This window comes from Pseudomonas putida (assembly GCF_001976065.1).
GTDB lineage: Bacteria > Pseudomonadota > Gammaproteobacteria > Pseudomonadales > Pseudomonadaceae > Aquipseudomonas > Aquipseudomonas serbica.
Genome location: NZ_MNAH01000016.1, coordinates 20,318 through 35,019, shown reverse-complemented (window position 1 = coordinate 35,019; position 14,702 = coordinate 20,318). Strand labels below are relative to the sequence as shown.

The 14,702-nt window shown below is 58.1% G+C and carries 14 protein-coding genes and 1 pseudogene; 9 read left to right on the top strand and 6 right to left on the bottom strand.

The genetic code is table 11. From position 1 onward, the window contains the following. The first annotated feature begins 1 nt into the window (after window position 1). Complete coding sequence (locus BKX96_RS31635; RefSeq protein WP_046820651.1) at window positions 2–1,465, top strand: N-acyl-D-amino-acid deacylase family protein; 1,464 nt, start codon at window positions 2–4, stop codon at window positions 1,463–1,465. A gap of 130 nt (window positions 1,466–1,595) precedes the next feature. Here BKX96_RS31635 and BKX96_RS33685 read toward each other — a convergent pair whose 3' ends face one another. Further along, a complete protein-coding gene (locus tag BKX96_RS33685; RefSeq protein ID WP_410454556.1) occupies window positions 1,596–2,459 on the bottom strand; it encodes a methyl-accepting chemotaxis protein in 864 nt (287 codons plus the stop codon). Then, a pseudogene (locus BKX96_RS33680) lies at window positions 2,454–3,380 on the bottom strand (methyl-accepting chemotaxis protein); the annotation flags it as partial. The pseudogene BKX96_RS33680 and the gene BKX96_RS33685, both read right to left, overlap by 6 nt. Window positions 3,381–3,767: 387 nt before the next feature. On the opposite strand from BKX96_RS33680, the gene pmrG reads away from it, so the two are divergent. Both pmrG and BKX96_RS31620 read left to right on the top strand, forming a co-directional pair. Beyond that, window positions 3,768–4,439 (top strand): lipopolysaccharide core heptose(II)-phosphate phosphatase PmrG, encoded by a 672-nt coding sequence (gene pmrG / locus BKX96_RS31625; RefSeq protein ID WP_077186373.1) that lies wholly within the window; start codon window positions 3,768–3,770, stop codon window positions 4,437–4,439. Between the two features lie 26 nt (window positions 4,440–4,465). Continuing rightward, window positions 4,466–5,299, top strand: coding sequence for a phosphatase PAP2 family protein (locus BKX96_RS31620; RefSeq protein ID WP_046820648.1), 834 nt, complete (start codon window positions 4,466–4,468; stop codon window positions 5,297–5,299). Window positions 5,300–5,449: 150 nt separating this feature from the next. Here the strand turns inward: BKX96_RS31620 and BKX96_RS31615 are convergent, their stop codons facing one another. The 3 genes from BKX96_RS31615 to BKX96_RS31605 form a co-directional block, all read right to left on the bottom strand. Continuing rightward, window positions 5,450–5,716 (bottom strand): DUF6124 family protein, encoded by a 267-nt coding sequence (locus BKX96_RS31615; RefSeq protein WP_077186372.1) that lies wholly within the window; start codon window positions 5,714–5,716, stop codon window positions 5,450–5,452. Between the two features lie 463 nt (window positions 5,717–6,179). Next, window positions 6,180–7,586, bottom strand: a complete 1,407-nt coding sequence (locus BKX96_RS31610; RefSeq protein WP_077186371.1) for a DUF2252 domain-containing protein — start codon at window positions 7,584–7,586, stop codon at window positions 6,180–6,182. Between the two features lie 84 nt (window positions 7,587–7,670). After that, window positions 7,671–8,588, bottom strand: a complete 918-nt coding sequence (locus BKX96_RS31605) for a hypothetical protein (protein ID WP_077186370.1) — start codon at window positions 8,586–8,588, stop codon at window positions 7,671–7,673. 84 nt (window positions 8,589–8,672) lie between these two features. On the opposite strand from BKX96_RS31605, the gene BKX96_RS31600 reads away from it, so the two are divergent. Continuing rightward, the gene (locus tag BKX96_RS31600; protein WP_082240525.1) at window positions 8,673–9,575 is read left to right on the top strand and encodes an APH(3') family aminoglycoside O-phosphotransferase; all 903 of its coding nucleotides are present in this window, start codon (window positions 8,673–8,675) and stop codon (window positions 9,573–9,575) included. Between the two features lie 122 nt (window positions 9,576–9,697). Here BKX96_RS31600 and BKX96_RS31595 read toward each other — a convergent pair whose 3' ends face one another. After that, window positions 9,698–10,555, bottom strand: coding sequence for a hypothetical protein (locus BKX96_RS31595; protein WP_138233667.1), 858 nt, complete (start codon window positions 10,553–10,555; stop codon window positions 9,698–9,700). Between the two features lie 414 nt (window positions 10,556–10,969). Here BKX96_RS31595 and BKX96_RS31590 point away from each other — a divergent pair, with 414 nt between their 5' ends. From BKX96_RS31590 to BKX96_RS31570, 5 genes are all read left to right on the top strand, one after another. Then, window positions 10,970–11,197, top strand: a complete 228-nt coding sequence (locus tag BKX96_RS31590) for a helix-turn-helix transcriptional regulator (RefSeq protein WP_057024534.1) — start codon at window positions 10,970–10,972, stop codon at window positions 11,195–11,197. A 478-nt stretch (window positions 11,198–11,675) separates the two neighbouring features. Further along, window positions 11,676–12,344: an inovirus Gp2 family protein gene (locus BKX96_RS31585; protein ID WP_057024535.1), complete on the top strand. Its 669-nt coding sequence runs from the start codon at window positions 11,676–11,678 to the stop codon at window positions 12,342–12,344. A gap of 129 nt (window positions 12,345–12,473) precedes the next feature. Next, on the top strand, window positions 12,474–13,367 hold the full coding sequence (locus BKX96_RS31580; protein ID WP_143512494.1) for a helix-turn-helix transcriptional regulator: 894 nt from the start codon (window positions 12,474–12,476) through the stop codon (window positions 13,365–13,367). Continuing rightward, a complete protein-coding gene (locus tag BKX96_RS31575) occupies window positions 13,367–14,146 on the top strand; it encodes a hypothetical protein (protein WP_057024537.1) in 780 nt (259 codons plus the stop codon). Before BKX96_RS31580 ends, BKX96_RS31575 begins: the two co-directional genes overlap by 1 nt. Then, window positions 14,139–14,684, top strand: coding sequence for a BREX protein BrxB domain-containing protein (locus tag BKX96_RS31570; protein ID WP_057024538.1), 546 nt, complete (start codon window positions 14,139–14,141; stop codon window positions 14,682–14,684). The genes BKX96_RS31575 and BKX96_RS31570 overlap by 8 nt, the downstream gene beginning before the upstream one ends. The last annotated feature ends 18 nt before the right edge of the window (window positions 14,685–14,702 follow it).

Sequence of the window (14,702 nt, the reverse complement as noted above, 5' to 3'; positions counted from 1 at the left end):
CATGATGTACGACACGCTGATTCGCAATGCCCTGGTCATCGACGGCAGCAACAGCCCTGGCTACCCGGCCGACGTGGCGATCCGCAATGGCCGCATCGAGCGCATCGGCAACTTGCAGGATGCCCAGGCTCGCGAAGAAATCGATGCCGCCGGCCGCGTCCTGGCGCCCGGCTTCATCGATGTGCACACCCACGACGACACGGTGGTGATCCGTCAGCCGCAGATGCTGCCCAAGCTCAGCCAGGGTGTGACCACGGTGATCGTCGGCAATTGCGGGATCAGTGCGTCGCCGGTGAGCCTGCGCGGCGATCCGCCGGACCCGATGAACCTGCTCGGCAGCGCGGCGGCGTTCGTTTACCCGAAGTTCAGCGATTACCGCGCGGCGGTCGAGGCGGCGAACACCACGCTGAACGTCGCCGCATTGGTGGGCCACACCGCGTTGCGTAGCAACCACCTCGACGACCTGTTCCGCACCGCCACGCCGGGCGAAATTGCCGCGATGCGCGCGCAACTGCGTGACAGTCTCGAAGCCGGCGCCCTGGGCTTGTCCACTGGTCTTGCGTACGCCAGCGCGTTCTCGGCCTCCACCGATGAAGTGATGCAACTGACCGAAGAGCTGACCGCGTTCGGAGCGGTCTACACCACCCATTTGCGCAGCGAATTCGAGCCGGTGCTGGAGGCCATGGACGAGGCGTTCCAGATCGGCCGCCATGCGAAATCCCCGGTGATCATTTCCCACCTCAAATGTGCCGGGGCCGGTAACTGGGGGCGCAGCCCGCAACTGCTGGCGTCCCTTGAACAGGCGGCGAAAACCCACCCGGTGGGCTGCGATTGTTATCCCTATGCCGCCAGCTCCTCGACGCTGGACCTCAAGCAAGTCACCGATGCCCACCGCATTACCATCACCTGGTCAACGCCACACCCGCAGATGGGCGGGCGCGACCTGATGGACATCGCTGCCGAGTGGAACCTGTCGTTGCTCGATGCCGCCCGTCAGTTGCAACCGGCCGGAGCGGTGTATTACGGGATGGACGAAACAGATGTGCGACGGATTCTCGCGCACCCGCTGTCGATGGTCGGCTCCGACGGCCTGCCAGAAGATCCGTTTCCCCATCCACGCCTGTGGGGCGCCTTCCCGCGGGTGCTCGGACATTTCAGCCGTGATGTAGGACTGTTCCCACTGCACACCGCCGTGCACAAGATGACCGGCCTGTCGGCGGCGCGATTCGGCTTGAACCAAAGGGGCGAGATCCGTGAAGGCCACTGGGCCGACCTGGTGCTGTTCGACCCGGCGACCATTCGCGATGTCGCGGACTTCAATGATCCGCAGCGAGCGGCCGAAGGCATCGATGGCGTGTGGGTCAACGGGGTATTGAGTTACCAGGACGGTCAGGCGAACGGGCGCAGGGAAGGGCGGTTCCTGGCGCGGGAAGGAGATTTGCGCGAAGGGTTCCAGCACGGCTAAAAGATCGCAGCCAAGCGCGCAGGATCGTTAACCGCTTCGTGCCAGTATTACTCGATCGTTTTGATGGATATGGGAGGCACTTGAATCTACCTGCTCGCGAAGGGATCTGTCATTCACCGCGCAGTGAGCGTCAGACGCGGAAGTGGCTGACCATCATCTGCAACTGATTCCCCAGCCGCGCCAGCTCGACACTGGACGCCGCCGTCTCATCGCTGGCCGCGGCGGTCTGTTCCGAGACGTCGCGCACGTTGACGATGCTGCGGCTGATCTCTTCGGCTACCGCGCTTTGCTGCTCGGCGGCTGCCGCAATCTGCTGGTTCATCGACTGGATGTTGGACACCGTGCGGGTGATGTTCTCCAGTGAGGCGCCGGCCTTGCGGGTCAGGGCCACGCTGCTGTCGGTCAGGGTGCGGCTGTTGTTCATCACGGTCGCCACTTGCTGGGTGCCGTTCTGCAGGGCGGCCACCAGGCCTTCGATTTCCTCGGTGGATTTCTGCGTGCGTTGGGCCAGGCCCCGCACTTCGTCGGCCACCACGGCAAAACCGCGTCCGGCTTCACCGGCGCGTGCCGCTTCGATGGCCGCGTTGAGCGCCAGCAGGTTGGTCTGTTCGGCCACGGCCTTGATCACGTCCATGACGCTGCCGATCTTGTCGCTTTCCTGTTGCAACAGGCCCATGGCTTCAGTGGAACGTGCCACCTCGCTGGCCAGGCGTTCGATCTGGGTGATGGCCTCGCCGACCACTTTGTCCCCTTCGCGTGCTTCACCATCCGCCGCGGCGGCGGCCTGGGAGGCTTGCTCGGCATTGCGCGCGACCTCCTGCACAGTGGCGGTCATCTCGTGCATGGCGGTGGCGACCTGGTCGGTCTCGACTTTCTGGCTGTTGACCCCGGCGCTGGTCTGCTCGGTCACGGCCGACAGCTCTTCGGCCGCGCTGGCGATCTGGGTAACGCCGTCGCGGATACCACTGATCAGGTCGCGCAGGGTCACGCCCATGCGGGCAATGCCTTGTTGCAAGACACCCAGCTCGTCGCGGCGCGTCACCCGGACGTCCTGGGACAGGTCGCCGCTGGCGATGCGATCGACCACGGCCAGGGTTTCGCGCAGCGGACCGGTGATCTGCCGGGTGATGACGACGGCGGCAATAATGCCCACCAACAAGGCCAGCAGGGTGCTGATCAGTTGCAGGGTACGCGCCTGGGCGCTTTCTGCGTCACGACGGTCGAGCTGGATCTGATACAGCTGCTCGCTCAGGCTGACGATGGCCGCGCCCTGGTCAGTCATTTCCTTGCGCGCCTGCACGGCCTCGCTGTTCGCAGCTTTGTAAGCCTGCAAGGCGCTGCGGTAGTTGCCCAGCGCGGTTTCCAGTTGGCGCAGGGCCTCGGGCTGGACGTCGGTGAGATGCACATTGAGCTGTTTCAGGCTGGCAATCGCGGCGTCCAGTTGGGCCACGGCTTTTTGCTCGGTCTCGGCATTGGTGGTCGCGGTGTAGCCACGCACTTCGTAGCGGGCCAGCAAGAACGCTTGCTTGGCCGCGGTGATGGCCTGGAACTGTTCGAAACGCTGATCGCTCGGCGGCAGTTGTTGCACGCGGCTGTTCAGATCGTCGATCAGCGTGTTGGCCGTTTCGGCGTTGGCCCCCATGGCGTCACGCGCGCTGTTGCCCGTGCGGTAGGCACCACGCATCTTCGCCAGGGACGTCTTGTAGGCGTCTATGACAGTGCCTTGCTCTTTGAGCAGCTTGAGGTTTTCCGGGCTCTTGAACTTCGCCAGCAGCGCTTGCTGCTGGTCGGAAAAAGCCTGCAGGGTGGTCTGCACGTTCTGCGCGGTGGCTTCGTCACCGTTGGTCAGCATGTACTGCAGGCGCACCACGCGCAGCTTGGTCAGGCCGGCGTTGAGCTGGGTGATGTCGCTCATCCAGTTGCTGCGGTCAATCAGGCTGCCCAGGCTGGTCCAGCCGGTCAGGGCGAGGATGCAGGTCAGGGCCAGGACCAGGCCGAAGCCCAAGCCCAGTTTCAGGTTCACGCTGATGTTGCCGAACCAGCTATTCATCAAAATTCCTCCAGGAACGTGGTGTTTCTTGATCGTCGGTTGGCTGGAAGATTGTTGTTCTTAGGCGCCAGCAAGGTGGGTAGCAGGTCTGTATCGGCCGCAATCGCGAGAGCTGAAAGGATTTTGTCGGACGGATGCTGTAACAAGCTTTTGCCACGGGCTTAAGCTTTTTTTCACATTGGTTTCACTGGTAGCCAACGCCCACCTCCTTACCCTCACGGCACCTAATGACGGGCTGCGAGGCGGCTTGATGTGGAACTGAGACTGAGTCTGTTCGGAATAAACCGCTCGATCGACCTGAGCCGTTTTGCCCGTCATCGCAATGCGCTCGTGGTGCTGTCCTCGGCGCTGCTGGCGCTGCCCTTGACGGTATTGCTGCTACGGCCTGCCGCCGTGCCGGACCTGGCCCATGGCAACGTGGAGGGCGCGAGGGCGCTGTTGGCGGGCTGGGCCAAGGGCGACATGATCGTGTTGGTGCGCCATGTCGAGCGATGCGATCACTCCCGCGCCCCCTGCCTGAGCGGCGACGATGGCATTACCGATCGCTCGCGCAGCGTTGCGGTGGCCGTCGGTGCGCAGTTCGAGCAGCTTGGGCTGGGGAAGGCCGACATCTACAACAGTCCGATGGTGCGTACCGCGCAGACCAGCGGGTACATGTTCAACAGGGTCGACGCTGGCGACGACTGGCTGATCAACTGCAAGGGCACGATGTTGCGCGATGCCCTGGCGCACAAAGTCGCCGGGCGCAACCTGATCCTGGTGACCCACAGCGAATGCATGGCGCAACTGCAAAAGGATCTCAAGCTGCCGGCTTCGACCCTCGGCTACGGTGCCTCGCTCTTTGTTAACGCCCAAGCGCTGCAAGCGCCACGCATACTCGGTTTCATCGAAGCCTCGGACTGGCAATCGGTGACCACCGAATGAATCTACTCCCTGAATCAGGACACACGATGCAGATGGCTTCCCGCTCGCGTTTTTACTGGCTGAACTTCGGTATCCCACTGGCCTGCGCGGTCGTGGTGTTCCTGATGTTCGACCTGACCCGGATCGACATCGCCTTCAACAATCTTTTCTTTGACCCGGTGACGCAGACGTTCCCGCTGGACCATGTGCACCTGTTCGAAAAAATCACCCATAAATGGGCGCGGATCATTCCGAACTGGACCGGCGAGATCGCTATCATCGGTGCCTTGCTGTCGTTTCTCTGGCCACGCCTGAAGGCGGAAAAACACGCAAAAATCATCGCCTTCCTGGAAAAGATCAAAGTCGCCCCGGTACTGCGCTTTGCCACCCGACATCGTCGGGATTTCCTCTACGTGGTGTTTGCGTTCTCCATCAGCACCGGCGTCATCCACTACCTCAAGGGCCATACCAGTGTGTATTGCCCGATCGAGACCACCCAGTACGGTGGGAAGATCGAGCACAAGGAGTGGTACGAGAATTTCGATTTACTGAAAGTCGCCGGTGACGGTCGCTGCTGGCCGGGTGGGCATGCCTCCGGTGGTTTCACCATGCTCGCGCTGTACTTTGTTGCCCGCCGTTACCGCTGGCGCTATGCCAAGGCGCTCATGTATGGCTCGCTGGCCCTGGGGTTCATCTATGGCACGACGCGGGTGGTGCAGGGCTGGCACTACATGTCCCACACCTTCTGGGCCGGGATCTTCGTGTGGCTGGCGTGTTTGCTGACGGCGCTGGCGTTTTACGGGCGAGCTCGGCTGGAGATGCCGGTGCTGCAAAAGGATTGTCGCAAATTGCGGGTTGAGCGTAGCCCGCAATTTGAGTGAGATGTTCTGTTTTTTTGTTGCCTGGCAAATTGCTTTCGCGAGCAAGCCCGCTCCCACAATAGTCTTTCGGTGGCCGTAGTATTTGCATACGCCGCAGACTAAATGTGGGAGCGGGCTTGCTCGCGAAGAACGATAACGCGGTCTACTTTCCTAGCCCTGCGGATCGACATTATCCAGCGCCCTGTTCACAGCCAGCTCCGCCAGCATGACGATCTGCGCAATCCCCAGTGCGGTGTTGCGTTGGGGGCCTGTGAGGTAAGTGGTGAAATCATTGAGCATGACGCTGGCTGAAGCCAGTGACTCGCAGGCGTGGGCGAGGAGGCTTTCGGAGTTGATGTCGGGGAGGATCGTGAAGAAGGGGCTGGGGCGGTAGGGCTTGGTGGTTTCGAAGGGGGGATCGGGGGTTAGCTTATCCAAGATGATTGACCTCTTGCGTGGGTGCCAGTATTTGCCGTTCTCACACAGCAAAGAGGTGGCAGCTATGTGCGAGGTGAGAATCCGGTCATAGCCACCCGGTCAGACAAAAGTCTGCCCGCACACAGCCGCCATTACGCATCTACAGGCAGCGGACAAGCTGCCGGCAATTATGCGGATACTGGTAGTGCATGGCTATTACTTGCCGGGTTCTCACACCCGATCACTGAGTGGTCAGTGACGACAAAAGATTAATAAGCCACCTTCCGAGCCACAACCTGAAAGACCTGTGGGATTTTTCTCCGGGATTTGCGCCAGAGTAGGACATTTCTCAAGACAAAAAAAAGCCCGCGGGAGGGCGGGCAAACCGTAGTTTCTTGAATGAGCGAGGGCAAATGTACAGCGAGTTGCCTGAACGCAGGGTGAATAAAAGTTCATGTGGTTCCCGTGGCGCATGCCACCGTGTCTAAGGCAAATGATCCGCGGCAAAATCCTCTTCCGAGCGCGCGCGCAATTTGCCCTTGCGACACGCTTGCTGGAAGCGTTCGAAGTCGCGCTCATTCTGTTCGGTATAGCCCTGGGCATACTGATAGAGCGCATCGGCCAGGGCCTCGCTCTTGCCGATGTAGCCGCTGATGTACGCGGCGCGCCCTGAAGCCTTGGCGTGCGCACGGGCGAGGGCGCGGCCACACAGTTGTGCGTAGGCTGCGAACGCTTCTGCGTCGAAGGTCTCGAGTTCGGCCGAGATCTTCATGTCGCGTAACTGCCGCACGTAGAAGTGACGTCCGTTGGGGCCGGTGGTCCAGCCAAGGAACAGGTCGCTGGCCGATTGCATCAGGCGTTGGCCGTCAACCACGCGCTGACCCTCATGCCTGGCCCGCGACTTGGCCTTCACGTAGCCTGCGAGTACTGAGCGTCGCGCTTCCTTGAATTGCAGGAACAACGGGAATTGCTGCTCGTCGGTCAGCAGCGCCACCAGGCAACGCGTACCGACACTGCCGACACCTGCCACTTTGAACGCCATGTCCTGCACCTCGAAGCGCGACAGCAGTTCGCGGCGGTCGGTTTGCAGCGTGCCGCGGTAGTCGCGCAGGAAGGTGTCATACAGCGGGCGCCAGTCCGACAGGCGCAGCCAGTCATCGTTGGCATCCAGCAAGGTGGTGTGGTTGTGCAGGTGGAAAATTTCCGGCAGGTCGTCGCGAATGATCAGGCGACCTTGTGTGTCCCGTTCGCTGATTTTCGGCAGCAGTTGCGCATGGGTACGACGCTCGGCTTTTTCTATCGCCCGTTGCACATGCTCCAGGGTGTTTTCGCTCGCCTGTGCGTGTAAGTCGTTGTAAGTGATGGACTCGTACCAGGTGTCCAGCGCGCTTTGTTCGGCGCATTCGAGCATCGTTTGCTGATAGGCGCCCACCAGCTGGTGGCAGACTGTTTCTTCCGCGGTACTGCCATGGCGCAAGTCACGGGCAGCCACGAGGAAACTGGCCACCAGCCGCTTCAAGTCCCATTCCCAGGGCCCGGGATGAACCTGGTCGAAGTCATTGACGCTGAACAGCAGATTGCGCTCGGGGGTGGCAAAACCGCCAAAATTCTTCAGGTGACAGTCGCCACAGATCGGCGCAACCAGCCCCATGTCCGGCGTCCCGGCCAGGTCGTGCGCCTGGAGCAGCGCATTGCCGCGAAAGAAGCTGAAAGACGACTCCAGCATGCGGCCATAACGCAATTCGACCAGCGATTGGATGCGACCCTCACTCGACGCCTTGATCAGCGGAATCGGATCGCGATGGGCTTTGCCCAGTGCAGCCTGCTGATTGCGCGGACACTTCTTGCGCGCATCCTTGCCTTGCTTGAGGCGGTCTTTGAGTGCGGTCATGGGGGCTCTTTTGGCGGGGGAGCGAGAGGGTGTGCGGTTGAGTGTAGAAGGGGGATGTGGTTTTTTCCGCGCGTCAAAAATGGCTCAATACTCCACCACCTTTTGCCTGCGCAAAATCCATCCCGCCTCCCCAGGCATCAACCGGTACTGAATCTCACGCATTTTCCCGGTCCGCCCCGCCGAGGCCTCCGCGCTGTCATACAGCGCAAAGCGCTGGACCAAAGTGTTTTCCACCACGGCAAACTCGTCCTCGCCCCGATACCCCTCGGCGATCTTCGGATCTTCGCTGACCGGTGGCAGATAGATCGCACTGAGGGATTTTTTTCGGTTCGCGGCGTAGGCGACGAGCTCGCCAGGCAGTCCACGTCCCGGTGACCTGATGAAGACATAGATTTCCGGTGAGCCATCCCGATCAAGGTCCCCGACCTCCGCCCGGGCAATGTCGCCCGTCAGGGGGTGAGTCATGGCTGAGTTATCAATTTCCAGCCCTCGCGGAGAGATACGCAGCTCCCGACGGCCATCGACCGATGCCTGCGTCACATGAAAAGCGATGCCTTGCAGTTCGAGCGTCTGGTCGAAAGGTCGGCTATAGGCCTCTGTAGCGCCGAGGTTCAACGAGAGACTGTAGTTCGCCACCTCGTTGCGCCGCGCAGCGTTGCGGATGAGGTACACCTGGACAATGTAGTCGCCATCGGCGGGCAGCGGTCCGAGGAAGTGATTGCCCATGATCGAGCCATTGAACAGCGCGTATTCCTCGCCTTTGGCAGTGATATTGAAATAGGCTGAAGCAGTGGAAGGCTTGAGGTCGACCGTCAGCATCTGGCCCGCCTTCGCGCGCAGGCGGTACTCGGCGGTCAGCCGGCCCTTGATCGAGTCGGAGATCCTGATGCTGTCAGCTCCGTTCTTGAAAGAGACATGCTCGACCCGAGGGGCGACTTCGCTGGCGGCCAGTGCCGACAGGCAAACCATTGCCGCTAGGAGGGCGAGAAACCGGGTAGTCATGTTCTGCATTCCTGAATGCTGCTGTTGAATGCCAAGGCAAGTTCGCTCGGCCGAGAATCCGCCAACATTTGAGTCAGTCAGAGTATGTACATTCCTGCCCAATGGGCCCAGACATTCAGTGCAGCACCCATCGAACGACAAACTATCGGAGAGTCTGGCGCCGAGGTTTCTCGCATCTGCTGCATCAACGGCGAACACCTGTTCCTGAAGTCCGAGCCCATTGGCGCGCACAGCGAACTGCCGCAAGAGATTGAGCGTCTGCGTTGGATGAACCGGCTTGATCTGCCTGGGCCAACAGTTCTTGATGCCACGACAGAGAACGATCGCCATTGGTTACTCATGAGTGCCGTCCCCGGACATGACCTGGCCAGTGCCAACGATTTGTCTGCACCTCAAGTGATCGGCATCCTGGCGATGGCGCTGCGTACCCTGCACCAGGTGTCAATTGAGACATGTCCCTTTGACCACTCGCCGGAGCTGCGCATAGAGACCGCCCGGAGCCGAGTGAGTGCCGGGCTCGTTGACGAGGCAGACTTTGACGATGAGCGGAAGGGGCGGACCGCTGAGGATGTTTTCGCAGAGCTGCTGTCGACGCTCCCTGAAACCTGTGATCTGGCGGTCACCCACGGCGATGCGTGCCTGCCGAATTTCATGGTCGAAGGCAGCCGCTTTACCGGCTACATCGACTGCGGTCGGCTAGGCATCAGTGATATCTATCAAGACCTTGCGCTGGCCGCCCGAAGCATAGCGCGCAATCTTGGGCAGGCATGGGTAGCGCCCTTTTTCGTGCCTATGGTGTGGAACCGGATCAGCGACGCATCGCGTTTTACTGTTTGCTGGACGAGTTCTACTGAGCCTGGCTGGCCTCTTCGCGGGCAAGCCCGCTCCCTGCAGGGGGCGTGTGAGCCTTGGTTTACCGAACCCCAGATGCAACAAAACCCGCACTGGGCGGGTTTTGTCTTGCTTCGTATTTGGTGGCCGGGGTAATCTGAACAGGTCTATTAAGTTGTTGATTTTAATAGATAAATATCTGTTAAGTATTTTCTTGGAATACCTTTTGGAATACCCATCGATGAATTTAAATTCGGGACGCTTTGGGTTGAGAAAACTTATCGTGTCACGAGGTAAAGCCTGTGCGCTGTCTCACTCAGTATGAGCTCCTCAAGAATTTTCGTCCTAGACAACTGATGCTCTTCGGCAAGCTTATCGAGGGCGGCGTTGATGTTGTTGTTAAGCACAAAGTTGTACTGCTTCTTGTGGGTAGCGTTCACTCGCGTCTTTTGCGTGCTCCAGCGTCTCTTGATCTTCTCCACGTAGAGCTCTTTTTCGCCGGATGAGGCGCTACTGTGGTCGAAAAACTCCAGTAGCTCGCCATGTCGGGTGAAAGGCTTTTCTTGTCGGATTAGCGTCGGCTGGTTCTGCTCTAGCCAACTCCACGCCAGTGAGCATTTTTCTCGCTCATCTTGGTCTTTGAACCACTTGAAGATTTTGTCGGTTCGCAGGTGCTCATTCCAGTCTTCCGAAAGGTAGCGTAACGCCCTCTCTTTCCTGCTGAATTCCGTATTCCAAAGGTCGAAAAGTACTATCACCTGATCCTTGTTGGGTAGTGTTCGGAAAATGCTGTTGCGCAGCCTTAGGTTGGTCTTCCTCATGGCTTCTGCTGCCAACCATTTCGGCTGCCGCCCGTTCTTTTCTATCCAGCCAAAAGCTTCCAGCGGGAGGAGTTGCGTTTCTCGAGCGTGTTCAATTTCGCGTTTTAGACTTCGGCTGTCTTTGAGTGTCTGCGCGATTTTGTCACGCATCGTAGGGCTATTGAATTGGCAGTCATCGAGGCGCTCTCCTTCCCGTCCGACTAGAGATAGCCACAGCCAGGCCACCTCTCGGTTATTTAGTGACCATCCAGTCAGCAAGGCAGAAAGATTGTCATCGTCATCTTTTTGAGTGTCTTCGCTCAGAACAAAGGTCATGGGTAGATCGCTTATAGATGTTTTGTAGAGCATATTAAGACGATTTCTAGATGTAAGATAGGTGCGTGATAGATAAGGATAAATTTCTATTGTGGCCCGGTTTGTATGGCCCCTACAGCTTTCAAGGGTGCTACAAGCGGGATTTTTGGTAAGTCGGTAAACCTGCAACCTGCGATGCCAGTGGCGTGACATAAGCAATTCGTTGAGGTCAGGATTGACTAGGGATGGTTACGCTCCTTTGAAGTTATTCCCATGGCGGGTCTGCTCACTGCTGCATAAGTGCTCGCACCGACGCTGATGCGGAAAGTCCAGGCACTTACAGAGTGATTGCCGTGATTACGATTTTGGATTGTTCCTGAGCAGTATTTTTTTACTGCCACTGCAGATCCTCTGAGCTAACAGAGGAGCCCGCTCATGAGGATCATTCGCCTGAAAGAAGTAATCGATTCGACCGGCTTGGCACGGTCGACCATCTACAAGTACATCGGGGAGGGCACCTTCCCGAAGCCGGTTTCGTTGGGGGATCGCTGCGTCGGATGGGTAGACAGCGAGGTACACGACTGGATCCTGGCAAGGATTGAGGAGCGCGATTCGGCTGAAGACTCTCCAGTCCGACTTGGCCGCCTGGGCGTGGTCAGCTAGTAGCTAACTTTTAGGCCATGACCGGGCGAAAGCCCGTCATGGCCTTTATGCCGGTTGAGCCTTGCCGACCACTTGGCACTCCCTCCAGTAAGTCCGGGTTATGTTGCTCCCCATCGCTCGGGTTGCTGGAGGTCAGAGGGCCAGTGCCGGAGCTGTTGGAGCTGCCGGACGATGATTTATTTCCGGAGTGAGGCATAGGGTGAAAATGACGGTGTGGCTGGTTAGTCGGGGTCATTTTCCCAGGCACATCGGGGAAGGTGTTTTCGGTATGGGTAATATGCTTTTACTACTACTTACCACCTGTAAGGTTAGTAGGCTGGATACATCATCACCTGATGGGCTATTACCCCTTTTGGCTCGCATACCGGTGGTATCACAACTATCTACTCGGTAGAGGTCTATCGGCCCGGAAAAGGTAGCGGTTAAAAATTACACAGTAGGCACTGGTTATGTAACTCACTAACTGAGAGTCATAACCATGCTTCGACATCCCGATAACACCAATCTCCATCTGCACCGCGAAGACACCTTCGAAGGCTTGCCAGTCATGGTCGAGAAAGGCCCCTTCGTTCGGCAATACCTATCCCGCTTGAAGCGCACCATAGATTTAGCTCTTAGCCAATACTCCAGAGTACTGGCCTTTAGAGTGGATCTCCGTCTGCCGCTCGGAGTCGATCTACCTGAATATGCGTACACGAATGAGGTCATAAGTAGGTTCGTAGCTTCCTTCAGCGCGAAGATCGAGCATAACCGTGACAAGGCCCGTGAGCGGAGCCTGTACGCTCATGACTGCAAGGTCCGCTACGTCTGGGCCAGAGAAGTGGGGCATGGCAACAGGCCTCATTACCACCTGGTGATATTGCTCAATCGAGATGCGTACCGGGCAGTAGGTCGGCTTGTATCCAGACGACCAAGGATCTTTAGTCGCATGGAGGAGGCATGGGCCAGTGCTTTGGGCCTGCCTGACGATCAAGTTGACGGGCTGGTCGAGATCCCTCGCAACGCAGAGTACCGATTAAACCGGTATCTGCGTGCCGGCGATGAGGACGTGCTGCCGGGTCTGTTCTACCGCGCCAGCTACCTGTGCAAGTCAGCTACGAAGTTGTATGGGGACAACCATCATGCCTTTGGATGCAGCAGGAGCTAAACCACGCCTCTGGTCTTGACTCGAGTAGAGGTGCAACGTTATCGAAATCCCTGGTTCGTCGCTCAGATGCCCTGTTATCATCATTTTTAGCATGACTAATGATGGCAGTGTGGACAAGGATCAATTTAAATGCCGAATCTGGCACCGGGTGGAGCCTCACCTAATCAACGCGAACGCCTTTGGCAGATCGATTTCCTAGCGCGTTTTCGTGGTCAGGTGTCCCGGCAGGATCTGGTTCTCCGCTTTGGCATTGCACTGTCAAACGCCACTCGGGACTTCACTCTCTACCGTCAGTTGGCACCTGATAACTTGGATTATGATCACAGTGACAAGGTGTATCGCCGGGCTAGATGCTTCCAGCCGCTGTTCATCTATGATTGTGAACATACCCTGCAAACCCTGACCTGGGGCCAAGGGGTGGGGTTGGAAGCCTGCGACCAGCCGATTCTTGTTGACTCTGCGCCGATACTAAATCAGCCCGATCTAGATATTCTGGCAGCGGTATCTCGTGCCATATATGCCGCCAAGGCGCTGACTATCCGGTATGTGTCTGTTAGCAACGGTGAATCTACACGTGAAATTGTGCCGCACAGCTTGGTCAATACTGGCCAGCGCTGGCATACGCGCGCCTACTGTAGAGCGCATTCCGAGTTCAGGGATTTTGTGCTGACCCGCATCACCGTCGCAGACGAAGTGGACGGCTTGATCGATGCAACGGTTGAGTCTTTGGCTCAGGATCGGGAGTGGAATCGTGAAGTGGAGCTGGAGCTGATCCCGCACCCCCGCGCGACCTATTCCCGTGCCATCGAGCTGGATTATGGTCTCGAATCCGGGCAATCCATCAAGCTGTCAGTCCGGGCAGTAATGGCCGGCTATCTGCTGCGGCGTTGGGGCGTTGACTGCAGTCCCAAGGCATCATTGCACCCTGATGAGTATCAACTGGCGTTGCGTGACCCCGAGGGGGTCGCTAACCAGGTCAACCTGTACATTGCCCCAGGCTTTTACGATGAGAATGGCCTCTGATGAGCTCGACTGAATCCCAACAAAAATTCGGCTTCAAGTTCGGCCGCAACGGTGCCCATTCCGCCCGCACTATGATGCTGGCAGAGATTACCGAGCTGTTTCATGGTCGCGGCGTTGAGACAATCTCAGCCCAATACCAGGAAGACATAGAGCTCTTCAACGTCCTACATAAGCCGACCGAGAAGGCAAGAAAACTGACGTGGCGACATCTCATCGACCTTTATGGCATGGATGTCACTATCCCGTTGTTTCGGACCTTTCGCCGTTTATGGGAAAGCGACGAATCGGCAAGACCCATGCTTGCTTGCCAAATGGCGCTGGCTCGGGACCCACTGCTGCAACTGTCCCAGGACAAGATTCTTTCTCTGGCGCCAGGTCAATGGCTGCCCCGTGAGGAAATGGAGCAGGCGCTGGACGAACAATGCCCGGATCGCTACAGCAAAGCGATGCTCAAATCACTGGCGCAGAACGTCAACGGCACCTGGACGAATGCGGGCTTTCTGAAAGGGCGGATTAAAAAGCACCGTGATGAACCCGACGTGCGCCCGGTCAACGTTGTGTTTGCCTTGTTTCTCGCTTATCTGCAGGGCGCCACCGGCAACCGGCTGTTTACCAGCAAGTGGACCCTCCTGCTTAGCAGCCGCCAGGAGCGATTGCTGGAGTTGGCCCGTCAGGCCAGCTACAGCGGGATGATTAATTTCAAACACTCCAGTGAAGTGGTGGAAGTGACTTTTCCCGACTACCTGACCAAGGAAGAGGAGTCCTGGTTGTATGAGTAACCGATTGAACCGCCTTATCAAGAGCTACACCAGCCATATCAGCCTGCCCTGGTTGAAGGGTTTGGCCAATGAGCAGCGGGTGTTGTTTGCGGTTTACCACAAAGAAGACGAACTCAAACTGCGTGCCAGGGTTGAAGAGTTTCGACTGGCCACTGAAGGCGCCGGCCACCCGTGGCTGGAGCTGGATGTTACCCGCCTGTTCTCTGACTGGATGGCCAAGCAGAAGTACCGCGAAGACTACTTTGAAGACCCGGATACCCTGGCTCCCAAGTACAAGACCTTTGTTCGCCAGTCGGTCGAAGAGCTAGCAGAGAGAATCAACAGCCAAACCGATGAAAAGACCGTCGTCGCGCTCATGGGCTGCGGCACTCTGTTTGGTTTTGCCTCCGTCTCTGACTTTGTAAAGCAGTTGGCTGAGCATGTCCCAGGGCGCCTTTTGGTACTTTTCCCTGGCGAGTACATCAATAACGGCTACCGCTTGCTCGATGCCCGCGACGGCTGGGGTTACCAGGCTACCGCGATCACCGCTGACAACTGAATTCAGCCGTATAAAGAC